The organism is Pseudomonas sp. KCJK9058, from assembly GCF_046230975.1.
Taxonomy (GTDB): Bacteria; Pseudomonadota; Gammaproteobacteria; order Pseudomonadales; family Pseudomonadaceae; genus Aquipseudomonas; species Aquipseudomonas alloputida.
Genome location: NZ_JBJJLR010000029.1, coordinates 1 through 25,646 on the forward strand (window position 1 = coordinate 1; position 25,646 = coordinate 25,646).

A 25,646-nucleotide genomic window follows, 5' to 3' on the forward strand; every position below is an offset into this window, starting at 1 on the left:
GGCACCGGCTCTGCCGGTGTTCGCGGGTAAACCCGCTCCTACAGGCGAGCGCGCAGGCTTGGCCCCAACAGCGAAAACAGCACTCACCCCACCCAGTGATACATCGGCGCATCCACGCCACTTTCTACCTTTACCTCACTGCTGTGCCGCAAGCGCACCAGCAACCGTTTACCCGCCGCCGTACTCCCCGCCAACCCTTCCAGCCGGTCCAGCAACTCCGGCCCGCTCATCTGTCCTGCCAGACGCAACACATCACGCGCCGCAGCCCACTGACCGTCATCTTGGCGCGGCGCGACCACCGCAGCTGTCGCGGCCGCCTGGGCTACCATCGGCACCTCGGTCTGCCGCCCCAGTTGTGCCCACTCTTCAGGCGTCAGCTCGATGGTCAGGTCCACCGGCCAATCACCAATCTGTCCACGAATTCTCATGATGCATTCCTTGAGCCCAAATCAATGCAGCCATGCTACCGCAACATGAAACATGCGCCACACAGGCTGGCGGCACGCCTAGAAGCCGTTATAACATAACCCTATCTTTCAGCCCGCTCCGGAGTCGTCCATGCGTCGCCTGCTGCTCGCCCTGCCCTTCGCTTTGCTGCCACTGGCCGTGGCCCATGCTCACGATGACCATGATCATGACCATGCCCATGGCTCCCTCGGCGCCCACGAGCATGGCGTGGCCAAGCTCAACGCAGTGCTCGATGGCAATACCTTGGAACTGGAACTGGACAGCCCGGCAATGAACCTGGTCGGCTTCGAGCATGCCGCCAGCAGCGATGCCGACAAGGCCAAAGTCGCCGCCGTGCGCCAGCAACTTGAACAACCACTGAAGCTGTTCGGCCTTTCCGCCGCCGCAGGCTGCAAGGAAGACCAGCAGGCACTGGAAAGCCCTCTCTTCGGTGACGCCTCCAAGGCCGACGACGAGGGTGACGAGCACGAGCACGGCCATCAGCACAGCGACATCGGCGCCCATTATCAGCTGACTTGCGCCACCCCCGAAAAACTGACAGAGCTGGACCTGGCGCCGCTGTTCAAGGCCTTCCCCGCCACCCAGAAAATCAACGTGCAACTGATCGGCCCCAATGGCCAGAAAGGCGTGGAAACCACGCCGGCCAAGGCAACGGTCGCCTTCTGAATGAACCAGCCGTTGATCGATCTGCATGACCTGATGTTCGCCTGGCCAGGTCACCCGCCGCTGCTGGATATTCCGGCATTACGCCTGGACGCTGGTGAAGCGCTGTTTCTCAAGGGCCCCAGCGGCAGTGGCAAGACGACCTTGCTGGGCCTGCTGGGCGGGGTGAACGTGCCGGTCCAGGGCCGCATCCAGTTGCTCGGTCAGGACCTTGGCAGCCTGAGCCAGGGCGCCCGTGACCGCTTTCGGGTCGATCACACCGGGTATATCTTCCAGCAGTTCAACCTGCTGCCGTTCCTCTCGGTACGTGAAAACGTCGAGCTGCCCTGCCGCTTCTCGCGCAGCCGCAAGGCCCGCGCCGAGCAGCGCCATGGCAGTGTTGACCAGGCGGCCAGCACGCTGCTGACCCACCTGGGCCTGGGCGACCCTGCCATGCTCGCCCGCCGCGCCGACAGCCTGTCGATCGGCCAACAGCAACGGGTCGCCGCCGCCCGCGCACTGATCGGCCAGCCTGAGCTGGTGATTGCCGACGAACCGACCTCGGCACTGGATGCAGACACCCGCGAAGCGTTCATCCGCCTGCTGTTCGATGAGTGCCGTGCCGCCGGTGCCAGCTTGTTGTTCGTCAGCCACGACCAGAGCCTGGCACCGCTGTTCGACCGCCACCTGTCGCTTGCCGAACTGAACCGCGCCGCCAAGCCCCAGGAGGCCTGATGTACCTGCTCCGCCTTGCCTTGGCCAGCCTGGCCAACCGCCGCTTCACGGCGTTTCTGACCGCCTTTGCCATTGCCCTGTCGGTGTGCCTGCTGCTGGCTGTCGAGCGGGTCCGTACCGAAGCCCGTGCCAGCTTCGCCAGCACCATCAGCGGCACCGACCTGATTGTCGGTGCACGCTCCGGCTCGGTGAACCTGCTGCTGTACTCGGTGTTCCGCATTGGCAACGCGACCAACAACATCCGCTGGGACAGCTTCCAGCACTATGCACAGGACCCACGGGTGAAGTGGGCAATCCCGATCTCGCTGGGCGACTCGCACCGCGGTTACAGAGTGATGGGTACCACCACGGATTACTTCAGCCATTACCAGTACGGCCGCCGCCAGCACCTGGAACTGAGCCAGGGGCGTACGTTCGCCAACGACCCGTTCGAAGTGGTGCTCGGCGCCGAAGTGGCCGAGGCATTGCACTACAAGCTGGGTGACAAGCTGGTGCTGGCCCACGGTGTGGCCGCAATCAGCCTGGTCAAGCACGACGACAAGCCGTTTACCGTGGTCGGCGTACTCAAGCGCACCGGCACACCCGTCGACCGCACCCTGCATATCAGCCTGGGCGGCATGGAAGCGATCCATATCGACTGGCACAACGGCGTACCCGCCCGTGGCGCCGGCCGCATCAGCGCCGAGCAGGCCCGTACCATGGACCTGCAACCTGCCGCCATCACTGCGTTCATGCTTGGCCTTAACAGCAAGATCGCAACCTTCAGTTTGCAGCGAGAGATCAACGAGTACCGCAGCGAGCCGTTGCTGGCGATACTGCCAGGGGTCGCCCTGCAGGAGCTGTGGAGCCTGATGGGCACTGCAGAACAGGCATTGTTCGTGGTGTCACTGTTCGTGGTGCTGACCGGTTTGATCGGCATGCTCACGGCGATTCTCACCAGCCTCAACGAACGCCGCCGAGAGATGGCGATACTGCGTTCGGTCGGGGCCCGGCCTTGGCATATTGCGGGGTTGCTGGTACTGGAAGCCCTGTCACTGGCCTCGGTCGGGATCGTGGCCGGGCTTGGCTTGCTATATGCGGGTATCGCCCTGGCGCAGGGTTATGTGCAGGCCAACTATGGTTTGGACTTGCCACTGGCTATGCCGAGTACCCATGAATGGACCTTGCTGGCTATCATCTTGGGGGCCGCGTTGCTGATGGGCAGCGTGCCGGCGTGGCGGGCTTACCGGCAATCGCTGGCCGACGGCCTGTCCATACACCTCTGAGTGCGCGTAATGATCAAACACCTCACCGCCTGCTTCGCGGGCACGCCCGCTCCCACAGGGAGCCCCGCAGGCTTCGGAGCGTGTGCAGTACCTGTGGGAGCGGGCATGCCCGCGAAGAGGCCGGCAATGCACATGCTGCTGGCCTTGTTGTTGCTGGTAGCGATGCCTATATGGGCCGCCGAACCCAAGGAGCTGGACTGGCCCGCCCTGATCCCCGAAGGCGCCCCGGTCATCCCGCCGCAACTCACCCCGCTGCACGACATGTCACAGCTCAGCAACGCCCTGTCTGCCGAATCCGCCCCACCTGCGCGCCAACAGGCGCCCGACGCGCCAGTGGTAAAAAGCCTCGACGGCCAACAGGTCAAACTACCCGGCTACATCGTGCCACTGGAGGTCAGCGAAGAAGGCCGCACCACCGAATTCCTGCTGGTCCCTTACTATGGCGCGTGCATCCACGTGCCGCCGCCACCGCCGAACCAGATCGTGCACATTTTCAGCGAGATGGGCGTGCGCGTCGAAGACCTCTACCAGCCCTACTGGATCGAGGGAAAGATGCAGGTTAGAGCTTCCAGCAGCGAGTTGGCCGACGCCGGCTACCAGATGGAAGCCGAGAAAATCTACGCTTATGAGCTGAGATGAGAACTGTTTCGAATTCGTGAAGACGCTTCTTTGAGCTGGGTCAAACTTTCCGTTTAACCAGCTCCGTACCATTGGACCACTCGATTAATAACGTCCTTTGGGAGCTTCCATGAACAAGTCCTTGCTGGGTGCCTCGCTTGTGGCCCTTGCGCTCGCCGCCCCTGCCGCCCACGCCTATCAGGCGGGGGACATGATCCTGCGCGCAGGCGCCATCACCACCGCCCCGAACGAGAGCAGCGGCGACCTCAAGTTTGACGGCAACAAGGTGTCGGGCACCAAGGCGACCCTGGACAGCGATACCCAGTTGGGCCTGACCTTTGCCTACATGCTCACCGACCACATCGGCCTGGAGCTGCTGGCAGCGACCCCGTTCAAGCACACCGTCGCCGTAAAAGGCCTGGGCGGCGGGCTGGACGGCAAGCTGGCAGACATCAAGCAACTGCCACCGACGCTGTCGCTGCAGTACTACCCAATGGAACCGAATTCGCGCTTCCAGCCGTACGCTGGCGTCGGTATCAACTACACCCTGTTCTTTGACGAAGACTTGAGCAGCGCACGCAAGCAACAAGGCTTCAGCAACCTCAAGCTGCAGGATTCGGTAGGTATCGCCGGCCAACTGGGCATGGACTACTTGCTGACCGACAACCTGCTGGTAAACGCCTCGGTCTGGTACGTCGACATCGACACCAAGGCCAGCGTCAACGGCCCGACCGCCCTTGGCTACAGCAAGACCAAGGTCAACGTCGACGTCGACCCATGGGTATACATGGTCGGCCTTGGCTACAAGTTCTGACCTGAACATTGCAGGGCGGCCTCGGCCGCCCTCGCGCGTTGCAGCCATAGCCAGTAGCACAGTGCGACGGCACTGATGCCCACGCCAAGCCCACACACGGCAACCCAGCCCCAGTGTGCAAACACCCAGCTCGCCAACACCGCCCCCAAACCGCTGCCCAGCGAATAGCAACACATGTAGGCGCCGATCAATCGGCTAGCCATCGCACCACGTCCGGCCAGCAACAGGCTCTGGTTGGTGACATGCACTGCCTGCACGGTAAAGTCCAGCATCAGCACACCCAGCACGAAGGCCAGCAATGAATGCTCGACGAACGCTGTTGGCAGCCACGACAGCGTCAGCAGGGCCAACGACACCCCGGTCGTACGCTCCCCCCTTCCAAGGTCGGCCAGACGACCGGCATGCGAAGCCGCCAGCGTACCCGCGACACCTGCCAGGCCAAACAGGCCGATCTCGGTATGGCTCAGCGCCAGCGGCGCAGCACTGAGCGGCATGACCATGGCACTCCACAGCACGCTGAATGCGGCGAAGATCAACACACCGAACACGCCGCGCTGGCGCAGCAACCGGTCGTGCCGATATAGGCTGAACTGAGCCATGATCAGCGCCCGGTAACCCGGCCGACTCCTCATCGGCTGCCCGCCGGGCAGACTGCGCCACAGCACCAGCGCCAACAGCATCAAGAGCCCTGCGGCGACCAGGTACACACTTCGCCAACCGGCCAGGTCAGCGAGCCCGCCCGAAGCCAGCCGTGCCAGCAGAATACCCAGCACCACACCACTGGTGACGGTGCCTACCGCCTGCCCTTGCTGGCTAGGTGAGGCCAGGCTCGCGGCATGAGCCACCATCACCTGCACCATGACGGCCATCAACCCGGCAATAGCCAGAGCCAGCAGCAATATTGCCCAGTTCGGCGCCAAGCCAACGCCGACCAGCGCAAGCGCCGAGAACAGCAACTGGCCAAGCAACAGACGTTTACGGTCGACCAAGTCCCCGAGGGGCACAATCAGTAGCAGCCCCAGGGCGTAACCCCCCTGGGTCGCGCCAACGACCCAGCCAATCTGCTGCTGCGCCACCCCCAACTCAGCAGCCATCGACTCAAGCAGCGGTTGAGCGAAGTACACCGTCGCCACAGCCATCGCACTGGTGGTGGCAAGCAACAGGGTTATCCAGCGTGTCAGCGAAGGTATCATCGGGCAAAGCCTCTGGAATCTGGTTTCAATTTGAAACCACATGCTGGCTATTTAGCAAATGTGGTTTTAATCTGCAACCAGATAATCAAGACAGGCTTGCCCCATGCTCGATGAAAACAATGCGCAGTGCCCCGTGGCCCGGGCTCTGGAGGTGCTGGGTGACCGTTGGGCGCTGATGATCCTGCGCGATGCCTTTGACGGCCTACGGCGTTTCAGTGAATTTCAGAAGAACCTGGGGTTGGCGAAGAACATCCTCACCTCGCGGCTAAAGCTGTTGGTGGAAAGTGGGTTGCTGATGACACAGCCGGCGTCGGATGGCAGTGCCTACAAAGAGTATGTGCTGACCGACAAAGGGCGGTCGGTGTTTCCAGTGGTGGTTGGTTTGAGGCAGTGGGGGGAGCGGTTTCTGTTCGAGGCGGGTGAAACGCGTTCGGAGCTGGTGGACGGCGTGACGGGGCAGGCGCTTGAAATATTGCAGGTCCGTGGCCAGGATGGGCGGGTCTTACATCCCGAAGATTGCCAGCGCAGAAGGGTGCGGCATGGGTGATGTCAGGGCTGCTGAGCAGCCCCGCGGGGCTCAGCCTTTACCGAGAAGCTTTGTCAGGCCTTCAACCATCGGCGTTACCTGCGCAAATTTGAACCGCGCCAACAACCGCTGGTTATCCGCTCGCGAATGGCGGATATCACCCGATCGCGCCGCCGCATAGCTGATCGCTGGCAAGCTCCCTACAACCTTCTCCAGCGCAGCCAGCAACTGGTTCAGTGAGGTCGCCTGGTTCAGCCCGATGTTCACCGCCCCCTCCTCAACCTGCGGCTGCTCCAGTGCCTGCACCATCACCTGCACCAGGTCGCCCACGTAAAGGAAGTCACGGGTCTGCTCGCCGTCACCGAACACTGTAATCGGCAAGCCCTGCACAGCGCGCTCGCAGAAGATGCTGATCACCCCGGAATACGGTGAGGAAGGGTCCTGCCGTGGCCCGAAGATATTGAAGAAGCGAAACACCACCGGCTCCAGACCATGCTGGCGACGGTAGAAGTCCAGGTACTGCTCACTGGCCAGCTTGTCCACGGCATAAGGGGTCAACGGCGCCTTGGGCGTGTCTTCGGAAATCGACTCCCCTTCACCATTGTTGCCGTACACCGCTGCGCTGGAGGCGAAGAGCACCCGGCGCACGCCATGCACGCGCATGGCTTCGCAAACGTTGAGGGTACCGATGAAGTTACTCTGGTGGGTACGCACCGGGTCTTCGACCGAGGCCTGAACCGACGCTACCGCCGCCAGATGCACCACAGCACGGCAGCCAGCAGCAGCCTGAGTGACCAGCCCTGCATCGGCAACATCACCTTCGATCAGTTCCAGCCGTGGGTGGTCGACCTGCAGATTGCTTCGCCGGCCGGTGGAGAAGTCGTCGAGAATGCGTACGGCGTAGCCTTTGTCCAACAACGCATCGCACAGGTGGGAGCCAATGAAGCCGGCACCGCCGGTGATCAGGATGGGGGCGTCAGCCATGGCGGTAGAACCGGTCCAGTAGAGGTGGCAAACCAGCGCGCCAGGCACGCGGCTTGATACCGAAGGTATGAAGGATTTTCTTGCAGGCCAGTACCGCGTGCTGTGGCTCTTCGCTGGCATCCGGGCGCGCGGCATGGGCCTGCGGCGTGGGGGCCTGAACGGCCAGCTGGCGGTATTGACCGGCCTCGGCGAGGATCGCCTGGCCCAGCGCCAGCGGCGTGGTCGCCTCATTGCCGGCGTAATGGTAGGTGCCCCACAGCGGCGCATTGCAATCCAGTTGCTTGAGCACCGACAGGATCACTCGGGCGGCATCATCAACCGGCGTCGGGTTGCCACGTCGATCATCGGCCAGCAGCAGTTCCTGTGGTTGCTCGGCACGGGTCAGGAAGCGGCCCAACGCACCATCGATGCTCTCGTCCAGCAACCAGCCAAAGCGCAGCAACACATGCTGCGGGCAGGCCGCACGCACGCTCTGCTCGATGCGCCATAGGGCCTGGCCACGCAAGCCCAGCGGCACTGGCTCGTCCTTTTCGCTATAGGCCGTGGCCCGCGAACCATCGAACACACGGTAGCTGGAGGGCTGCACCAAGGTGATCTGATGGTGCTGGCACAGCTCTGCCAACCGCTCCACCGCCCGCTCCTGTTGAGCCAGGCGCTGCTCGCTGACCGACTCGGCCTGGAACCAGTCGAAGTAATAGGCCAGGTTGACCAGCGCGTCGGGGCGATGGTCATCGAGCAGCTGAGTGAGGCTTGAGGGCGCCCAGCCGTTCTCGGGCGGGCGCGGTGCCAGGAATGCGATGTCCTCCTCGGCCCCAAGACGAATCAGCGCTTGCCCGAGGGCATTGCCACCACCCAACAGCATTAGGCGCATACGCATAGAGTCAGCAGATCCGGAGAGGTTGATGAGAAAAAAGAGTCATTTTGCGGTTTCCTGCCCGGGAAGTCCAACACCGGACCCGTTCGATGCCACAGGGGGTGATTCCACAGTTTCACCGCTCAATACCGCTACAGACAGAAATTTCCTACGACACACGAGGAATGGGCTGACTACCACGTCACGGCATAACTGCATTGAATAGTCGACTCCCCACTTGCCAGCCAGGGAGTTTCACACAAAAACGACAAGGAACGTTCGATGCCTCATTCGGAAGCTGCCTATCTGGATTTCTACCCAGAGCAAAGCCAGGCCATAGCCTTTGCAAGCCAAACCCTTGCTGATTTGGGTGGACCGGAGGCTAAAGGAGTAGCACTTCAGGCTCGTATATTCGCCGATCAACTCGAAAAAGCCTTGAGTGAAGAACAGCGTGCGCTCCTACAGCGCTTCAGTGAAGGCCATCTATCTGCCTTGATGTACAGGCAGATGCACTGTGCCAACGAGTCAATACCAGAATACCTACCCGACATTACCGCCCTGGCGCAAAGCCCTCGCTGCCAATACCTTGCCTCGCGCAATCAACTCCTGCTGGAGCTCGTACGCCACCGCAGTTTCGCCTTCGATATCGACAACGATGGCAAACAGGTCCGCCTGGTCGGCAACTTCAAGGGCGGTGGCCGCGTCCCGCGACCCGACGAAGATCCCTGCCTGGAGGTTGAAACCAGCTCGCATGCGGGCTTGCGCTTAGGGGCACACACTGAAGCACCTTACAACTGCTCAACAAACGCCAGCAACGCTCACTCCCCTGCGCCCTCAGCACTGATTCTCACTGCGCGCTGGAACCCCGCCAATGAACCTACGAATGTCTTCCCACTCCGGGAAATCATCGAACGCTTGAGTAGCCTGGACACACTTGCGCTGACTTCAAAGTCTTTCGACTTCACACGCAGTGACTGCTTCGCTCAGGGACAGGGCAGTGCTGGCAAAGCAGTTTCAATGCTGCAGTTCGAGCCCAATGGTGGTTTCTCTGTTCGATACAACAGCTATCGCTTCAGTCTGAATGAACGTGCCTGCAGCGCTGCGGCGCGCGCTTTCAACGCCTTTCAAAAAGCACTGAGCACTGCACAACCGCTGACGTTTACCCTGCAACCTGACAGCGCATTGTTGATCAACAACAGCCGAGCCTTGCACGGCCGCGACAAGGTCCAGGACAACCGGCGCCTGCTTATCCGTCAGTTCGGATACTCCCCCTTCGCCGTCCCGTTGGTGCTCGCTGAAGACCCGCTGCTGGTCCGTGGTTGAGCACAGGAAAATACCCCATGATCGAAATCGACTTGACGTTTGTTCTGCTACTCGCACTGGTCGCACTGATGGCCGGCTTTTTTGATGCTATCGCCGGCGGCGGTGGCCTTATCACGCTCCCGGTGCTGTTTATTGCCGGTGTAGAACCCTTGGCAGCTATTGCCACTAACAAGTTCCAGGCAGCTTCGGCTACGGTTTCGGCTACGTGCGCCTTCGCCCGCAAAGGCATGATCGACTGGAGACGAGGCAGTCCCATGGCTGTCATGGCGTTCATCGGTGGGGCGTTGGGGGCCTTGTCGATAACTTACGTCCCCAAAAGCGTTTTGCAGGCGTGCGTCCCACCACTGCTGATCCTGATCGCCGCCTACTTTGCCTTCAGTCCAAAGCCGAATGAACAAGCGCGCAAGGCAAAGGTATCGACTAGCCTATTCTGCGTGACGGCTGCACCCATCATTGGCTTTTATGACGGCATCTTCGGCCCTGGAGTCGGCTCGTTCTTCATGCTGGCCTGCGTGATCCTCTTGGGCCAGCACCTCATTCAAGCCGTATGCACCAGCAAGCTTTTGAACGCGGCCTGTAACCTGGGCGCATTGTCAGTTTTTTCTCTCAGCGGGGCGATCATCTGGCCGCTGGCGCTGGCAATGGCGCTCGCCGCCTTTCTGGGCGCACAATTGGGGGCTCGCTGCGCAGTGCGCTTCGGCTCGCGCCTCATAAAACCGCTGCTGGTCAGTGTCTGCTGCATCATGGCACTCAAACTGCTGCTCGATACCGGCAACCCGCTCGGCGATTGGCTCAACCAGTTCTTCTAGAGAGCACCATGCACATTCAAAAGGCTTCCCCGCAGCGCGTGAAGTGGCAGTTTGACGAGCCCGCCCCGGGCAAAGAGCTGTTCATCAATGAAGTCTTTGAAAACTACCAGCAACAGGCGCGATTGCTGGTACCTGATATCGAGCGCGCAGCCCCCGCATTCGTTTTGGGGGGCGCGCGTTCCGACTTTACCCGGCTCAACCCTCTGCTTTATCGCCTGCAAACCGCAGGCATTGGTTCACTCACTGGCAATCTGTCAGGTCATAGCCTCGCCAGCGAGCCAGGCGCAATGTCGCCGTCACTGGCGACGAACCTTGATGAAGCAAAGCGTTTCCACGCGCATATCGCGCCTCGATGCCGAACGCTCATTGGGCACAGCCTTGGCGCGGCCATTACGCTTAAGCTTGCAGCACAGTTGCCACAAGTGGACAGCATCGTATTGATCTGCCCTGCTGTTTATCCAGACGATGCCCACCAGGCGCCGTTCGGCCCGGCATTCACTGCCGCCATCAACAAGCCTTTCGGCTTTCTGGAGAGCGATAGCTACACCTTCCTCAACCAGTTTCGAGGAAGAGTATTGATGGTGATCGGCGAGTACGACGGGCTCAACTCCCAGCGATTCGGCAAAGGCCCCGGCACCAGCGCTGGCAACCTGTGGCTTGCTGGCACTGAGCGCTATAGCCCGATTCCTGAAGAAGTTACCCTCGCCTTGATGCGAGCAGTTTCAGCGTCACGTTTGCAATGCCTGTTTCTTACCGACTGCGACCATGGCATCGCGGCTCATTTGCGCAGTACTCCAACAATAGCGGACCAGGTTGCGGACGCAGTAGCAACGTTCATCCTCGACAATGCTTGAGGCGTTGAGCATTACTCGATCTCGAACAGACCGTTGCGCAACGGCGCCACACTCAACCGCTCACGCACATCGTCATCTATACGCGGATCATCCGGCCGGTACAGTTTCACCTGCCGATACGCATTGATGCGATTGATCTCCTCGCCCAGGTATTCCCACACCACCCGGGTACAGGCCGGGTTGCGCCGGTCGCCGCTGGATACGCCGGCCTTCAGGCCATTCAGCCGGGTAATGCGGCTTTTGAAGCTGGGGATGAGGATGGTCTGGCTCATTTCGTTGAATGTCAGCGACTCGTAGTCGATGAGGAACATCCGGTCCTGCAGCTGGAACGCCGCCCCTAGGTAGCGGCAGCGTACCTCGGCATGCTGATCGGTGGCGCTGGAGCGCTCCTGCCGTTCCTGACGCTCGAACAGAAAACGGCCGCGCTCTTCCCACAGGTGCACCAGCGACACGAGGGTCGTGCCCGGCACCGACATGCAGTTGGAGTACTCGAAGTAGTAACCGCAATAGCGCGAAAGGTTGCCGCCATGTTCGTGCAACGGGCGGAACAACTCGCTGATCGGGTCACTAGGTTGCTGGGCCTGGGGCGATACCCGCGCACCGATCAGACGGGCGAACTGCTCGGCGGGCAGGTTCAGTTCGTAATCCTCGACACCGAAGAAGTCGCCGATACGCTTCAGGTTGAAAGCCGTCGGACGGCTTTGCCCGCTCAGGTACTTGTTGAACTGCGCGCGGTTGATCGACAGCTGGCGGCAAACTTCGGAAATAGAGCGGTAGTGACTGCAGGCAAGTTTGAGGTTTGTAGCGAAGTGATCGCTCATATGCGGAATCCAGGTGACGCGAATGACGCCATTGTAGCATCAAGTCGCATCAAGTCAGAGCAATCCGCGAAATTGTAACCACTCTTGTCATAGCCAACCATGCGCCCCAACGAATAGCGGTGCGCCTGCCGTCCGCTGGTCTTTCCACACGAAGAATAAGAATCGAGGTCATTTTCCAATGCTCGAAGTAATCAACGATTTCCTTTCGGGGAAACTCCTCATCGTGCTGATCGTCGGGCTGGGTAGCTACTTCACCATCCGCTCCCGGTTCGTCCAGTTCCGCCACTTCACCCATATGTTCAGCGTGTTCAAGGAATCGCTGCGTGGCCAGGCAGGCCAGCTGAGCTCCTTCCAGGCCCTGATGCTGAGCCTGGCCGGCCGCGTGGGCGCCGGCAACATCGCCGGTGTCGGTATCGCAGTGACCCTGGGTGGCCCTGGTGCCGTGTTCTGGATGTGGGTTACCGCACTGGTGGGCATGTCCAGCAGCTTCTTCGAGTGCACCCTGGCCCAGGTGTACAAGCGCGCTGATGGCGACGGCCTGTACCGTGGCGGCCCGGCCTACTACATCCAGCACGGGCTGAAGCGCAAGAGCATGGCCATCGTGTTCTCGATCTTGCTGCTGGTCACCTACGGCTTCGCCTTCATCGGCCTGCAGTCGTACACCGTCACCCACTCGCTGCAGAATGCCTTTGCCTTCGACCCAAGCCACACCGGTATTGTGCTGGCCGTACTGCTGGCGATCACCTTCATCGGCGGCATCAAGCGCATCGCGGCAGTGTCGGACCTGCTGGTACCCGTCAAGACCCTGGCCTACATCGGCGTGACCCTGTACGTGATCGGCACCCAGATCGAACACGTGCCAGCCATGCTGGAAACCATCTTCAAGAGCGCCTTCGGCCTCGACCCGGCGTTTGGCGGCCTGCTCGGCAGCGCCATCGTCATGGGCGTGAAACGTGGCGTGTTCGCCAACGAAGCAGGCCTGGGCAGTGCACCGAACGTCGCTGCCGTGGCTGCCGTGAAACACCCGGGCGCGCAGGGCGTGGTCCAGGCTTTCAGCGTGTTCCTCGACACCTTCGTGATCTGCACCTGCACCGCCTTGCTGATCCTGCTGTCGGGCTTCTACACCCCGGGCTTCGAAGGTGACGGCATCGTCCTGACCCAGAACTCGCTGGCCGCCGTAGTCGGTGACTGGGGGCGCGTGTTCGTCAGCGTGGCGCTGTCGCTGTTCGTCTTCACCTGCATCCTCTACAACTACTACCTCGGCGAGAACAGCCTGCAATTTCTCAGCCGTAACCGCGCAGTGTTGATGGTGTTCCGTGGCCTGGTGCTGGCACTGGTCGTGTGGGGTTCGATGCAAGACCTGTCGACCGTGTTCGCCTTCGCCGACATCACCATGACCTGCCTGGCCTTCGTCAACCTGGTGGCCCTGGCCCTGCTGTTCAAGGTCGGCCTGCGGGTCATGCGCGACTACGACGACCAGCGCAAGGCCGGTGTAAAGCAGCCTGTGTTCGACTCGTCCAAGTTTGCCGACCTGGACCTGGACCGCAATGCCTGGCCTGCCAATCCGCAGGCGGAAACAGCCACTGACAACGCAGTCGGCCAAGTTCAGACGCAGCGCTGATATCCTCCCCTGCCCAGCCGCCCCTTCCGCGGGCGGCTTTTCTTTGTCCGCTCACCGCTACGGATGCTTTCCATGCGCGCAGTAAAGAATCTACTCGTTCTCTATACCGGTGGCACCATCGGCATGCTCGAAACCCCCGAAGGCCTGGCACCGGCCGGTGGTTTTGACGCGCGGATGCGTGAACACTTTGCCCAGATGGCCAATGCACCCCAGGTGCAATGGACACTGCACGAGCTGAACCCGCTGCTCGACAGCGCCAATATGCAACAGCACAACTGGCTGGCGATGCGCGATGCCATCGTCGCGGCGGTGGATGTCGCGGGCCACGATGGCGTGTTGGTGCTGCACGGTACCGATAGCATGGCCTACAGCGCTGCTGCGTTGTCGTTCCTGTTGCTGGGCCTGCCAGCACCGGTAGTGCTGACCGGCTCGATGCTGCCGGCAGGTGCCCCGGACAGCGATGCCTGGGACAACCTGTGCGGCGCATTGCGCCAGTTCGAACACGGCCTGGAAGATGGCGTGCAGCTGTACTTCCACGGTCAGCTGCTGCATGGCTGTCGGGCGTCGAAGCTACGCAGCGAAGCGTTCGATGCCTTTGCTGCGCTGCCACGCCACCGTGACGCTGAGCGGGCCGATACGATCCCTGCCGAACTGGGCTACAAGCAGCCGCGCAAGCCGGTCAACCTGGCGGTTGTGCCAGTATTCCCAGGGCTTCAGGCCGGGCATTTGCAGGCCTTGATAGACAGTGGTGTGCAGGGTTTGCTGCTGGAGTGCTACGGCAGCGGGACCGGGCCATCGGATGACCAGGCGCTGCTGAATGTGCTGAGCGCAGCGCGCCAGCGCGGCGTGATGCTGGCGGCTATCAGCCAGTGCCCGGAAGGCTCGGTGGTGTTCGACACCTATGCAGCGGGCAACCGCTTGCGCGGGGCCGGGCTGGTCAGTGGCGGTGGCATGACCCGTGAAGCAGCGCTGGGCAAGATGGTGGCGCTACTGGGCGCAGGGTTGGATGCTGACGCAGCAGACCGCTGGTTTGTCCTGGATTTGTGTGGCGAGCGGGCCTGATCAGCGCCCTTGAGGGCCTCTTCGCGGGTAAACCCGCGCCTACGCCGATAGCGTTTCCTGTGTAGGAGCGGGTTCACCCGCGAAGAGGCCCTAAAGGGTGAAAAAATGGCGGAAGGCAGCGGGAGTCGAACCTGCCCGGGAACGGCTGCCGTCCCCAACCGGGTTTGAAGCCCGGCCGCGCCACCGGGCGCGATTGCCTTCCTTGAACTCAGTGCCTGGCCTGCTGTTGGGCCAGGGCGCTGTCGGCGCGGATGTGACGCTGGTCGGCCACCCTCCGGGTCAGACCGATGCGGTCGAAGTATTCCAGAATCTGCACACTGCGCTTTCGACCGATGCCCAACATATCGCGAAACGCGGCAACCTGCACTATCTGCGTTTCGCTGGCCTGCCCCAGCATCAACGCTGCCATGCGCTGCAGCGTAGCCTCTGGATAGAACAGGTCGCGCACCACCTGATGCACCAGGCCCAGCCGGGCCAACTTGCGCAGTAACAGGCGCACATCGGCTTCGGCACGGTTCTCCTCACCCGCCAGCGTCCTGACCCAAGGTGGGTCGTATTGCCCTGCGATCAACTTCGGCTGCAGACGTGCCCACAATGCACTGTCGGCTTCGCTCAACTGTACCTTGTGATCGGGCAGATGCAGCCATGGCCCGCTGCTGGCGATGGCGCTGTCGTCGAGCAGTTCATCCAGCAAACTGACGAATGCCGGCCGTTCCAGGGGCAAGGCTACAAAGCGCCGCAAGCGATCACGGTCAGGGCCAAGCTGGTCGGGCTCTTGCTCGTGAAAGCGCGCCAGCTGTTCCAGAACCTGCTGCTTGAGCGCCTGCCATTGGGCGTTGGCGAACAGCAGTTGGCCCTGCCGGGTGGCCACCACCCGCACATCGTCCGGTAACTGCCAGGTTTCCCGCAGGCGGTTGAACTGCCGCTCGAGTCGCTGCGGGCTAATGCCGCCCGGTGCACTGGCGAGCAGTGCTGGCAGTGCCTGCTCCAGATCCGCTGCATCGCGCAGCACCTGCAACTGCTGCAGACGGGCATCGCTGCGGCGTTGGCGGCTTGGGGCGAACGGGTCGAGCACCTTGCCGCCGCCGAGTGTGCGCTGGGCGCGCTGATCGCGCAGCACCAGGCGGTCGCCGTGCACGGCCTGCAACGGCGCGTTGAGCAACAACTGGGCAAACATGCGTTGGCCGGCAGCCAGGCTTTCGCCTTCGAGCAAGGCGACCCGGGCCGCTACATCCTGGGTGCCGAGGTGCACATGCACAGCACTGAAATGTTCGAAAGCACGCTTCTCGCCAGGTAACAGGTTAAGCTCGATATCCACCCGAACACTGGGCGCATGCAACCATTCGGGCACCAGCCAGTCGCCCCGGTGCACCTGCTCCACGGCCAGGCGCTCGGCAGCGATGTTCAGCGCCACCCGTTGGCCTGCTTCTGCCACCAACGCGGCCTGGTTCTGTGCATGCAGACCACGCACGCGCACCACCTTGCCGGCCTTGCCCAGCAACAACGTATCACCCGCACTGACCCGACCGGCCAGTGCCGTGCCGGTGACCACCACACCGGCGCCGGTAACCGCAAAGGCACGGTCGACGGCCAGGCGAAAACCACCGAAGACACTACGCTGCCGTGTTCCTGCTTCGGCCTCCAGCAGGGCCTGACGCAACGCGTCCACGCCCTCCCCGCTGATGCTCGACAGCGGAAACTGCCGCGCACCGGCATATGGCCCAGGCGCCAGCAATTCACTGACTTGCATCTGCACCTCGGCCAGACGCGACGGCTCGACCCGGTCGCATTTGCTGATCGCCACCAAAGCGTGGGGAATGCCCAGCAGCTCGATGATCGCCAGGTGTTCACGGGTCTGTGGCATGACACCGTCGTCGGCCGCCACTACCAACAACACCAGGTCGATGCCATGGGCGCCGGCCAGCATGTTGTGGATAAAACGCTCGTGGCCCGGCACATCGATGAAGCCGGTCAGCGGCGCGCCTTCGCTCAGCGGCGCATAGCGGTAGCCAAGGTCGATGGTCATGCCGCGGGCGCGCTCTTCTTGCCGCTGGTCGCCGGCCTGGCCGGTCAGCGCCAGCAGCAGTGCGGTCTTGCCGTGGTCGATGTGGCCAGCGGTACCAACGATCACTGCACCGGCCCCAGCTGCAGGGCTGGCAACTGGGCCAGCCACTGGGCTTCGTCATCCAGCTGGCGCAGGTCCAGCCACAGGGCATCGTCGTCAATGCGGCCCAGCACCGGCACCGGCAGGTCGCGCAGGGCGCGCTCCAGCACATGCAGGCTGCGCCCGCGCAACTTCTTCGACACTTGCGGGCGCAGGCACAGCGCGGCACTGGGCAAGCGCGCAACCGGCTGGCTGCCACTGCCGATCATGCCCAACGCAGGCTCTACACGGATGGCCCATTGCTCACCGAGACGCGCCTGGAGCTCAGGCGCCAGGCGCTCGGCCTGGGCCTGAATCTCGGCCTGGCTGCGGGTCAGCAGGCGCAGGCTGGGCAGGCGCTCGGCCAGGCGATCGGGGTTGCGGTACAGCGCCAGCACCGCTTCGAGTGCAGCGAGGGTGATCTTGTCGACGCGCAAGGCACGCTTGAGCGGATTTTTCTTGATCCTGGTGATCAAGTCCTTGTGGCCGACAATGATCCCGGCTTGCGGCCCCCCCAGCAGCTTGTCGCCACTGAAGGTGACGATATCGGCACCATCGGCCAGGGCCTGGCGTACCGTGGGTTCGGCGGGCAGGCCCCAGCGGGTAAGGTCGAGCAGGCTGCCGCTGCCCAGGTCTTCAAGCAGTGGCAGTTGATGTTGGTGGGCGATACGTGCCAGCTCGGCAGTAGGCACCTGGGTGGTGAAGCCCTGGATGCTGTAATTGCTGCAATGCACCCGCATCAGCAGGCCAGTGCGCGGGCCGATGGCGGCCTCGTAGTCGCGGGCGTGAGTACGGTTGGTGGTGCCAACCTCGTGCAGCTTCACACCGGCACGGGCCATGATGTCGGGAATGCGGAAAGCACCACCGATCTCGATCAGCTCGCCGCGAGAGATGATGCCTTCCTTGCGCGCGCCCAGGCTGTTGAGCGCTAGCAGCACGGCGGCAGCATTGTTGTTGACCACGGTGACGGCTTCGGCGCCGGTCAGCTCGCGGATCAGGCCTTCGATCAGGTCATCACGGTCGCCACGTTTGCCGGTGGCCAGGTCAAATTCCAGGTTGAGCGGGTAACGAGCGGCGGTCTGCATGGCCTCGATGGCTTCATCCGGCAGCAAGGCGCGGCCGAGGTTGGTGTGCAGCACGGTGCCGGTGAGATTGAACACGCGGCGAACCTGGCTGCGTTGCTGGAGGGCGAGGCGTTCGCCGCTGCGGCCAAGGAGGATTTCCGGAGCCAGTTCGGCGCTGCCGATTTCGCCATGACGGGCGGGCTCGCGCAGGTCGTCGAGCAACTGGCGCAGGGTATTCAGCACGGCGTCACGGCCGTGGCGATCGATCAGAGGGAGGCAAGCCGGGTGGCGAAGGAGGGTATCGATGGACGGCAGGCGTGGGGTGTCGCTGGCAAGGCTGTTGGACATGCGGTACTACCTTGGACTGATCCGTTGTCTGTGCTGGCCCATTCGCGGGTGAACCCGCTCCTACAAGTACAGCGTGATCCGGAAGGTTGGCGCAATTACCTGTAGGTACGAAGGCAAGTCGGTGTTTCAGTGTAGACCCTCAGCCACTACCCGGGGCGAGCATCAGGTTGGGCGCCAGGCGATGGAACCCCTCCCCGTCCAGGCGTATATCCAGGGCCAGGCTGGCCAGGTCATCGGCCAGCGGCTCGGCCGCCGCATCGTTCTCCAGGTAGTTCTGCTTCAGGTAGCTGTCGCACCCTGGGCAGCATTCAGCGCGCAGCGGCGCTTTGCCTGGCGCATGGCGATCATCCTCAAGGCTGGTGTAACGCAAGTCCTTGCTCGACTCGCAGTACACGCACTTGACCCGCACCACATGCCACTCACAGGCACACAACGAACAGGCCAGGTAACGCAAGCCGTTGTGCTTTCCACGGTTGCGCACCACCCCGGCCATCGCCGGCGAACCACAAGCCGGGCATTGGGCCAGGCTGCCGGCAGGCTCGAGCTGGTGTGCGGGCAGCGCCAGCAACCAGCTGGACCAGGCCGCCTGCAGCGCGGCCCCGAGGAACGGCACCAGTGCTGCAGGCACACCATCGTACTGGCCTGCCAGCAAAGCAATGCCCCAGCCCTTGCGCTGATTGTCATCACTGCCTCGTAGCACCTGCAGGGCCTCACCCATCGGGCCACGGGTTTCGCCGCTGAGGTGCTCTAGCAGTGCCTGCAACCAGACCAGCCATGGCCCTTCACGCACCAGGCTGTCAGCCGCCAGGGGCGGCAAACCATGATCCATGCACAGGCGCTGACGCGCCTCGGCCACCGGCATGCCGCCGGGCGGGTTATCCACAAGCTGCTGCTGGATGCGGCATAACCGCGCAATCAACCTCAGGTAGTCGCCAAGCGCGTTGCCCTCAGCCAGTTGCTCCAGGCGGGCGGCGCGCAGTTCAAACAGGTTGGCGGCAGGCAGGTGCAGAAATGGCGGCGTGACTGCCGACGCTTCGATCTGCCCGGGTTCAAGTATGATGCTCAAGCGCTCATCCTTCTTTTCGTCCGTGATCACCCGGCGTCTTGTCGCCGGTCACTTCGCGGTACCACAACTCATGATGCTTGCGGGCCCAGGCGCGGCTGACCCAGCCATGCAGCATGGCGCCGATCGAGCCCTTGATCCAGATGCCGGCGTAGATGTGAACGATGATGCTGAGAATCAGCACGAAGGCCGCCAGCGCATGCAGCAGCGCAGACAAGCGAATGACATCGATGCCAAACCAATGGCTGAAGTATGCGCGCCAGATCACCACGCCACTGACCAGCAGCACCAGCATGCACACCAGCAGGGTCCAGAACAGCAGCTTCTGCCCGGCATTGTACTTGCCGATCGGCGGTACGCCCTCCTCCTCGTTGCGCATTACCCGGTCCACCCGGCGCAGCCACAGGCGGTCATTGGCGGTGATGAAGTTGGCCCGCCAGAAGCGCAATACCAGCCCGAGGAAAAACACGAACATCGCCACCCCGATGAAGGGATGCAGAATGCGCGTCCACGGCCCGCCGCCGAACAGGTTGCTGAGCCAGAATAGCGCCGGATGGAACAGCGCAAGCCCCGACAGCCCAGCCAGGATGAACAGGATCGCCACCACCCAGTGGTTGCTACGCTCGTTGGCGTTGTAGCGCAGGATGGGTTTGTTGTCGTTCATGGCCGCTGCTCCCCTTGCCCACCGGGCTGCTTCGGATCATAGACATGGACCGACGGGTCCACTTGATGCACGCTTTCGTCCGGCGGTGTCGGGTGTTCATCCTCCTCGACACGCTGTGGGCCGATCCGCACATAGTGGAAGAACCCCGCCAGCACCGCCGCGCCCATGGCCAACAGCGCCAGCGGCTTGGTGAAGCCCTTCCACAACCCCACCAACGGGCTGATCACTGGCTGGTCCGGCAGGCCGGCATACAGCTTCGGCGTGTCGGCATGGTGCAGCACGTACATCACGTGGGTACCACCGACGCCATCCGGGTCGTACAACCCGGCCTTGTCGTAGCCCCGCGACTTCAGATCGACGATGCGCTCGGCCGCATGCACTTTCATCTCGTCCTTGCTGCCGAACACGATCGCCCCGGTCGGGCAGGTTTTCACGCACGCCGGCTCCAGCCCCACGCTCACGCGATCGGAACACAGGGTGCACTTGTACGCCTTGTGGTCTTTCTGCGAGATACGCGGGATGTTGAACGGGCAGCCAGTGATGCAGTAGCCGCAGCCGATGCAGTGGTCCTGGTTGAAATCGACGATACCGTTGGCGTGCTTGATGATCGCACCCGGGCTCGGACAGGCCTTCAGGCAACCTGGGTCGGCACAGTGCATGCAACCGTCCTTGCGAATCAGCCACTCCAGGTTGCCGTCGTCGCGCTCGTGCTCGGTAAAGCGCATCAGTGTCCAGGTCTCGGCAGTGAGGTCCTGGGGGTTGTCGTAGGTGCCGTGGTTGTGGCCAACCTCGTCACGCAGTTCATTCCACTCCGAGCACGCCACCTGGCAGGCCTTGCAGCCGATGCACTTGGTAGTGTCGATCAGCTTGGCGACCTCCTCCTGCTGACGCACCGAGGGCGGCACGGTAGTGGTGGCCGAGCGGGCGATGATGTCTTGGCTGGCCATCAGAGTTTCTCCACTTTCACGAGGAACGACTTGGACTCTGGCGTCTGCGTATTGCCGTCACCGAGGAACGGCACCAAGGTATTGGTCAGGTAGCCATGCCGGGTAGCGCCGGTGAAGCCCCAGTGCAGCGGAATGCCGATTTGGTGCACGGTCTGATTGTTGACCTGCAGCGGGCGAATCCGCTTGGTCACCACCGCCACCGCATCGATATGCCCACGCTTGCTCGACACCCGTACCCGGTCGCCGGCCTTGATGCCTTTCTCGTTGGCCAGCACCTCGCCTATCTCGACGAACTGCTCGGGCTGGGCAATGGCGTTGAGCCGGCAATGCTTGCTCCAGAAGTGGAAATGCTCGGTCAGCCGGTAGGTGGTCGCCGCATAAGGGAACTCATCGTGCGTGCCGAGGGTGTCCCACACAGAATCGAAGATGCGCCCCGCCGGGTTGCTGGTGGCCTTCTTGTTCTGCGGGTGCAGCGGGTTGATGCCGATCGGCGTTTCGAAGGGCTCATAGTGCTCGGGGAACGGGCCTTCGGCCATTTTGTCGATGGCGAAGAAACGCGCCACGCCTTCGGGGTTCATGATGAAGGGGTTCATCCCCGCCTCGGGCGGCGAGTCGACCTTGAAGTCCGGCACGTCGGTGCCGGTCCAGGCCTTACCGTTCCACCATACCAGGCGCTTTTTCTCCGGGTCCCACGGCTTGCCTTGCGGGTCGCTGGAGGCACGGTTGTAAAGGATGCGGCGGTTGGCCGGCCAGGCCCAGGCCCAGTTCTGCACCTGATGCATGCCATACGGGTCGCTGTTGTCGCGGCGAGCCATCTGGTTGCCCTGTTCGGTCCAACTCCCGGCAAAGATCCAACAGCCAGACGCGGTGCTACCGTCGTCCTTGAGCTGACCAAAGCCCGCCAGTTGCTGGCCCGCCTTGATCACCGCGCCAGTCGGGTCGGTGACATCGGCCACCGCCCAGCCGTTCATCTCCTTGGCCAGCTCCTCCGGGGAGGGCTCTTCAGGGATCTTGTACGGCCAGCTGATATTCATTATCGCGTCAGGGTAGGCCCCCCCTTCGGCCTGGTAACGTTGGCGCAGGCGCAGGAACAGCTCGCTCATGATCTGCACGTCGGTACGCGTCTCGCCCGGGCCGTCTGCGCCCTTCCAGTGCCATTGCAGCCAGCGGCTGCTGTTGACCAGCGAGCCGTCTTCCTCGGCAAAGCAGGTAGTGGGCAAGCGGATTACTTCGGTCTGGATAGAGGCCGTGTCGACATCGTTGAACGGCCCGACGTTACGCCAGAATTCCGAGGTCTCGGTGGCCAAGGGGTCCATGATCACCAGCCACTTGAGCTTGCCCAGTGCCGCAGTGACGCGGTTTTTGTCCGGCAGCGCGGCGATCGGGTTGAAGCCCTGGCACATATAACCATTGACTTTGCCCTGGCCCATCATCTCGAACATGCGCAGCACGTCGTAGGCCGGTACATCGAGTTTGGGCAGCCAGTCATAACCCCAGTTGTTTTCCGCCGTGGCGTTGGCGCCGTACCAGGCCTTCATCAGGCTGACGTGGAACTTGCCGTAGTTCTGCCAGTACGACAACTGCCCAGGCCGCAGCGGCTTGGAAGCGCGCTTGTCGATGTAGGCGGCGTAGTCCTGCTCGGCGTCACCGGCCAGGGTCAGGTAGCCCGGCAGCGAGTTGGACAGCAGGCCGAGGTCGGTCAGGCCTTGGATGTTGGAGTGCCCGCGCAGGGCATTGACCCCGCCACCGGGCATGCCGACGTTGCCGAGCAGCAGCTGGACCATGGCCGCACTGCGGATAATCTGCGCACCGATCGAATGCTGCGTCCAACCTAGCGCATAAAGGATCGTCATGGTCTTGCCCGGAACCGAGCAGGAGGCGATCTCTTCCCAGACCTTCATCATGGCGTCCTGTGGCATGCCACAGGTCATGCTCGCCAGTTCCGGGGTATAGCGGCTGTAATGCTGCTTCATCAGCTGGAACACGCAGCGAGGGTGCTGCAGCGTCGGGTCGACCTTGGCATAGCCGTCCTCACCCAGCTCGTAACCCCAGCCGGACTTGTCGGCGTACACACGCTTGGCCTCGTCGTAACCGCTGAACAGGCCATCCTCGAAGCCATAGTTCTCTTTGACGATGAACGACACGTCAGTGTAGTTGCGCACGTACTCGTGCTGGATCTTGTCGTTGCTGAGCAGGTAGTTGATCAGCCCGCCCATGAAGGCGATATCGGTGCCGGTACGGATCGGCGCGTAGTAGTCCGCCACCGAAGCGGTACGGGTAAACCGCGGGTCGACCACAATAAGCCGCGCCTTGTTGTGCGCTTTGGCCTCGGTTACCCACTTGAAGCCGCACGGATGCGCTTCTGCTGCGTTGCCACCCATCACCAGGACCAGATTCGCGTTGGCGATATCGGACCAGTGGTTGGTCATGGCGCCACGGCCGTACGTCGGGGCAAGACTTGCCACCGTCGGGCCATGTCAGACACGTGCCTGGTTATCGAACCCCAGCATGCCTGTTGCGCGGATGACCTTGTGGGTCAGGTAGCCAGCCTCGCTGGAAGCAGCGGAGGCGGCAAGAAAACCGGTGGTGAGCCAGCGATTGACCGTTTGGCCTTGGGCATTCTTCTCGATGAAGTTGGCATCGCGGTCCTGCTTCATCAGGTCGGCGACGCGGTCCAGTGCCTCGTCCCAGCTGACCCGCACCCACTCTTTGCTGCCCGGCTTGCGAACCTCGGGGTACTGCAGGCGGCTCGGGCTGTGGATAAAGTCCAGCAAGCCGGCGCCTTTCGGGCAAAGTGTGCCGCGGTTGACCGGGTGGTCGGCATCCCCTTCGATATGGATGATGTTCTGTTTGACGTTCTTACCTGCATCACCCTGGCTGTACAGGATCAGGCCGCAGCCGACCGAACAGTAGGGGCAGGTGTTACGGGTTTCTTTGGTATGCGCCAGCTTGAAGTGACGCACCTGCTCGGCGAATGCCGGCGTTGGGGCCATGCCCAACGCCGCAAGGCTCGAGCCTCCAAGGCCGACGGCGGCGACCTTGAAGAACTGCCGACGGTTCAGGTCCATCGTGCACTCCTGATCAGGTGGTGGACGCGCGGAACATTGCCGGCGCCTCTTGGTAGTCACGGTGGCGGCCAATTGATGGCCGCCAAAGGATAAGACTAGTCAAGAATCCAGAAGGTGCGATGACCTGGGTCAGTGGTGCGGCCCCGATCAGGCACGTGGCAAGTTGCGCACCACATTCAGCGCCGCACTGCTCTGCGCCACAGGCATGATCTCGATGGTATTGATATTCACATGCGCCGGCTGCTCGGCAACCCAGGCTACCGTCGCTGCAATGTCCTCCGGCAGAAGGGCCTCTACATCCCGATACAAGGCCTGCACGGCGTCCATATCACCATTGAGGCGCACCACCGAGAAGTCCGTGCCTGAGCACAGCCCCGGCTCGATGTTGCTCACCCGCACCCGGGTGCCAGCCAGGTCGGCACGCAGGTTGAGGCTGAACTGGCGGACGAACGCCTTGCTGGCGCCATACACGTTACCGCCCGGGTAGGGGTAAGTGCCGGCGATCGAGCCGATGTTGATGATCATGCCGCTATCGGCTTCCACCATCTGCGGCAGGATCTTGTGGGTGACCATGGCCAGGCCGGTGATGTTGGTGTCGATCATCTGCTGCCAGTTTGCGGCACTGCTGGTTTGGGCACGGTCCACGCCCAGCGCCAGCCCCGCGTTGTTGACCAGCAGATCGATCTGCAGCGACGCCTCACGCATCTGCTCGACCGCCTTCTCGAGCGACACTGAATCAGTGACATCCAGCGCCAGCGGAATGAAATTTACGCCCAGTTCGGCCTCCAGTGCTTTCAGTTTGTCCATGCGCCTGGCTCCACCGATCACCCGGTAGCCTTTGCCGATCAGGGTGCAGCAGATGGCGCGGCCAAAGCCTGAGGAAGCACCGGTTACAAATGCGGTTTTCATTGGTTATCTCCTATCAATGGGTCAGGTCAGGTACTTCACGCCCAGGCTGATGAACAGACAGAGCATCGAGAACACCAACGCCTTGCGCACCACGTCGTTGCCTTTACGCAAGGCCAGGGAACTGCCCAGGTGGTTACCGAGGATGTTGCAGGCCACAAGTGGCAATGCCAGCAGGTAGACGACCTTGCCTGCGCTGACGAACGCCACCAAAGCACCGATGTTGGAAGCGAAGTTGAAGGTTTTGGAGTTGGCTGAACTGGAGACCAGGTCCATGCGCAGCAGGTAATGGAAAGCGATGATGAACATGCTGCCGGTACCGGGGCCGAAGAAGCCGTCATAGAAGCCAATGACCAGGCATGTCAACGGCACTACGGTGTACAGCATTCGCGAAGACAGCTCGCGCTCCTCAACCGGACGATCCTTGGGGGTAAGGAAAATGAGAATGCCGAGCGGGATCAGTGCCAGGATAATCTTGCCCACCGTTTCCTGCGAGATCGATACGATCAGGTGTGCCCCCAGGTAGGCGCCTAATAGCGAAAACGGCACCCCCACCAACGCTACCTGCCAGACCATCTTGCTGTTGGCCAGGAAGTTGCGGATAGCCGCCAGCGTGCCGAGGGTACTGACCAGTTTTTCCTGGCCCAGTGCCACCTGGGGCGGCATGCCAACCAGCAGAAAACCCGGCACCAGGAACAAACCGCCACCCCCGGCAATGCTGTCAACGAAGCCCGCAACAAAAGCGATCGCGCCAAGCATGAGGATTGCCAGCAACCCGTGCTCCGCCCAGTAAGAACCCAACATGTCCATAGCAAAGTCCATCCCGTGGAGCGTTATGCCAGGCGCAGCCTGAGA

24 protein-coding genes and 1 tRNA gene are annotated in these 25,646 nt (G+C 62.2%); 11 read left to right on the forward strand and 14 right to left on the reverse strand.

From position 1 onward, the window contains the following. Positions 1 to 83: 83 nt before the first annotated feature. Complete coding sequence (locus ACK59Z_RS16120; protein ID WP_003255407.1) at positions 84 to 428, reverse strand: hypothetical protein; 345 nt, start codon at positions 426 to 428, stop codon at positions 84 to 86. Between the two features lie 130 nt (positions 429 to 558). Between ACK59Z_RS16120 and ACK59Z_RS16125 the strand changes: the two genes are divergently transcribed. The 5 genes from ACK59Z_RS16125 (at position 559) to ACK59Z_RS16145 (ending at position 4,542) form a co-directional block, all read left to right on the forward strand. Beyond that, on the forward strand, positions 559 to 1,134 hold the full coding sequence (locus tag ACK59Z_RS16125; protein WP_409293453.1) for a DUF2796 domain-containing protein: 576 nt from the start codon (positions 559 to 561) through the stop codon (positions 1,132 to 1,134). Then, positions 1,135 to 1,845: an ABC transporter ATP-binding protein gene (locus ACK59Z_RS16130; RefSeq protein ID WP_014860917.1), complete on the forward strand. Its 711-nt coding sequence runs from the start codon at positions 1,135 to 1,137 to the stop codon at positions 1,843 to 1,845. Next, on the forward strand, positions 1,845 to 3,110 hold the full coding sequence (locus ACK59Z_RS16135) for an ABC transporter permease (RefSeq protein ID WP_108191678.1): 1,266 nt from the start codon (positions 1,845 to 1,847) through the stop codon (positions 3,108 to 3,110). The genes ACK59Z_RS16130 and ACK59Z_RS16135 overlap by 1 nt, the downstream gene beginning before the upstream one ends. Positions 3,111 to 3,236: 126 nt before the next feature. Beyond that, positions 3,237 to 3,749 (forward strand): DUF3299 domain-containing protein, encoded by a 513-nt coding sequence (locus ACK59Z_RS16140; RefSeq protein WP_014860915.1) that lies wholly within the window; start codon positions 3,237 to 3,239, stop codon positions 3,747 to 3,749. A gap of 109 nt (positions 3,750 to 3,858) precedes the next feature. Then, on the forward strand, positions 3,859 to 4,542 hold the full coding sequence (locus tag ACK59Z_RS16145) for an OmpW family protein (RefSeq protein WP_003255412.1): 684 nt from the start codon (positions 3,859 to 3,861) through the stop codon (positions 4,540 to 4,542). On the opposite strand, the gene ACK59Z_RS16150 is transcribed toward ACK59Z_RS16145, so the two are convergent. Further along, positions 4,530 to 5,735 carry an MFS transporter gene (locus ACK59Z_RS16150; protein WP_409293455.1) on the reverse strand — a complete coding sequence of 402 codons (1,206 nt, stop codon included), beginning with the start codon at positions 5,733 to 5,735 and terminating at the stop codon, positions 4,530 to 4,532. The two genes, ACK59Z_RS16145 and ACK59Z_RS16150, sit on opposite strands and share 13 nt — an antisense overlap. 103 nt (positions 5,736 to 5,838) lie before the next feature. Here ACK59Z_RS16150 and ACK59Z_RS16155 point away from each other — a divergent pair, with 103 nt between their 5' ends. Continuing rightward, positions 5,839 to 6,282 carry a helix-turn-helix domain-containing protein gene (locus ACK59Z_RS16155; RefSeq protein ID WP_011953338.1) on the forward strand — a complete coding sequence of 148 codons (444 nt, stop codon included), beginning with the start codon at positions 5,839 to 5,841 and terminating at the stop codon, positions 6,280 to 6,282. Positions 6,283 to 6,312: 30 nt separating this feature from the next. On the opposite strand, the gene ACK59Z_RS16160 is transcribed toward ACK59Z_RS16155, so the two are convergent. Then, positions 6,313 to 7,245, reverse strand: coding sequence for an NAD-dependent epimerase/dehydratase family protein (locus ACK59Z_RS16160; RefSeq protein WP_003255418.1), 933 nt, complete (start codon positions 7,243 to 7,245; stop codon positions 6,313 to 6,315). Beyond that, positions 7,238 to 8,122 carry a sugar nucleotide-binding protein gene (locus tag ACK59Z_RS16165; RefSeq protein ID WP_003255419.1) on the reverse strand — a complete coding sequence of 295 codons (885 nt, stop codon included), beginning with the start codon at positions 8,120 to 8,122 and terminating at the stop codon, positions 7,238 to 7,240. Before ACK59Z_RS16165 ends, ACK59Z_RS16160 begins: the two co-directional genes overlap by 8 nt. A 258-nt stretch (positions 8,123 to 8,380) precedes the next feature. Between ACK59Z_RS16165 and ACK59Z_RS16170 the strand changes: the two genes are divergently transcribed. From ACK59Z_RS16170 to ACK59Z_RS16180, 3 genes are read left to right on the forward strand one after another with little or no spacing between them, the layout of a single operon-like run. Continuing rightward, on the forward strand, positions 8,381 to 9,421 hold the full coding sequence (locus ACK59Z_RS16170) for a TauD/TfdA family dioxygenase (RefSeq protein WP_108191676.1): 1,041 nt from the start codon (positions 8,381 to 8,383) through the stop codon (positions 9,419 to 9,421). A 17-nt stretch (positions 9,422 to 9,438) separates the two neighbouring features. Continuing rightward, the gene (locus tag ACK59Z_RS16175) at positions 9,439 to 10,230 is read left to right on the forward strand and encodes a TSUP family transporter (RefSeq protein ID WP_409293458.1); all 792 of its coding nucleotides are present in this window, start codon (positions 9,439 to 9,441) and stop codon (positions 10,228 to 10,230) included. Positions 10,231 to 10,238: 8 nt separating this feature from the next. Further along, the gene (locus ACK59Z_RS16180) at positions 10,239 to 11,084 is read left to right on the forward strand and encodes an alpha/beta hydrolase (RefSeq protein WP_409293460.1); all 846 of its coding nucleotides are present in this window, start codon (positions 10,239 to 10,241) and stop codon (positions 11,082 to 11,084) included. An 11-nt stretch (positions 11,085 to 11,095) separates the two neighbouring features. Here the strand turns inward: ACK59Z_RS16180 and ACK59Z_RS16185 are convergent, their stop codons facing one another. Continuing rightward, positions 11,096 to 11,905 carry a helix-turn-helix transcriptional regulator gene (locus ACK59Z_RS16185; protein WP_003255426.1) on the reverse strand — a complete coding sequence of 270 codons (810 nt, stop codon included), beginning with the start codon at positions 11,903 to 11,905 and terminating at the stop codon, positions 11,096 to 11,098. Between the two features lie 178 nt (positions 11,906 to 12,083). On the opposite strand from ACK59Z_RS16185, the gene ACK59Z_RS16190 reads away from it, so the two are divergent. Both ACK59Z_RS16190 and ACK59Z_RS16195 read left to right on the forward strand, forming a co-directional pair. Continuing rightward, positions 12,084 to 13,526, forward strand: coding sequence for a sodium:alanine symporter family protein (locus ACK59Z_RS16190; RefSeq protein ID WP_054889432.1), 1,443 nt, complete (start codon positions 12,084 to 12,086; stop codon positions 13,524 to 13,526). A 63-nt stretch (positions 13,527 to 13,589) separates the two neighbouring features. Further along, positions 13,590 to 14,588, forward strand: coding sequence for an asparaginase (locus ACK59Z_RS16195; RefSeq protein WP_011953333.1), 999 nt, complete (start codon positions 13,590 to 13,592; stop codon positions 14,586 to 14,588). 106 nt (positions 14,589 to 14,694) lie between these two features. On the opposite strand, the gene ACK59Z_RS16200 is transcribed toward ACK59Z_RS16195, so the two are convergent. The 9 genes from ACK59Z_RS16200 to ACK59Z_RS16240 form a co-directional block, all read right to left on the reverse strand. Next, positions 14,695 to 14,790: transfer RNA gene (locus tag ACK59Z_RS16200), tRNA-Sec, on the reverse strand. 6 nt (positions 14,791 to 14,796) lie between these two features. Then, the gene (selB, locus tag ACK59Z_RS16205; protein WP_409293463.1) at positions 14,797 to 16,719 is read right to left on the reverse strand and encodes a selenocysteine-specific translation elongation factor; all 1,923 of its coding nucleotides are present in this window, start codon (positions 16,717 to 16,719) and stop codon (positions 14,797 to 14,799) included. Further along, on the reverse strand, positions 16,716 to 18,143 hold the full coding sequence (gene selA / locus ACK59Z_RS16210; protein ID WP_100774412.1) for an L-seryl-tRNA(Sec) selenium transferase: 1,428 nt from the start codon (positions 18,141 to 18,143) through the stop codon (positions 16,716 to 16,718). Before selA ends, selB begins: the two co-directional genes overlap by 4 nt. A gap of 139 nt (positions 18,144 to 18,282) precedes the next feature. Next, entirely contained in the window at positions 18,283 to 19,209 is a 927-nt protein-coding gene (fdhE, locus tag ACK59Z_RS16215) for a formate dehydrogenase accessory protein FdhE (RefSeq protein ID WP_108191673.1), read from the reverse strand. 4 nt (positions 19,210 to 19,213) lie between these two features. After that, positions 19,214 to 19,870 (reverse strand): formate dehydrogenase subunit gamma, encoded by a 657-nt coding sequence (locus ACK59Z_RS16220; protein WP_003255435.1) that lies wholly within the window; start codon positions 19,868 to 19,870, stop codon positions 19,214 to 19,216. Continuing rightward, the gene (fdxH, locus tag ACK59Z_RS16225; RefSeq protein ID WP_003255436.1) at positions 19,867 to 20,817 is read right to left on the reverse strand and encodes a formate dehydrogenase subunit beta; all 951 of its coding nucleotides are present in this window, start codon (positions 20,815 to 20,817) and stop codon (positions 19,867 to 19,869) included. The genes ACK59Z_RS16220 and fdxH overlap by 4 nt, the downstream gene beginning before the upstream one ends. Continuing rightward, a complete protein-coding gene (gene fdnG, locus ACK59Z_RS16230; protein ID WP_143494999.1) occupies positions 20,817 to 23,885 on the reverse strand; it encodes a formate dehydrogenase-N subunit alpha in 3,069 nt (1,022 codons plus the stop codon). Before fdnG ends, fdxH begins: the two co-directional genes overlap by 1 nt. Before the next feature lie 147 nt (positions 23,886 to 24,032). Continuing rightward, positions 24,033 to 24,794 carry an SDR family NAD(P)-dependent oxidoreductase gene (locus ACK59Z_RS16235; protein WP_020192248.1) on the reverse strand — a complete coding sequence of 254 codons (762 nt, stop codon included), beginning with the start codon at positions 24,792 to 24,794 and terminating at the stop codon, positions 24,033 to 24,035. Between the two features lie 21 nt (positions 24,795 to 24,815). Continuing rightward, positions 24,816 to 25,601 carry a TSUP family transporter gene (locus ACK59Z_RS16240; protein ID WP_003255443.1) on the reverse strand — a complete coding sequence of 262 codons (786 nt, stop codon included), beginning with the start codon at positions 25,599 to 25,601 and terminating at the stop codon, positions 24,816 to 24,818. Positions 25,602 to 25,646 lie beyond the last annotated feature (45 nt).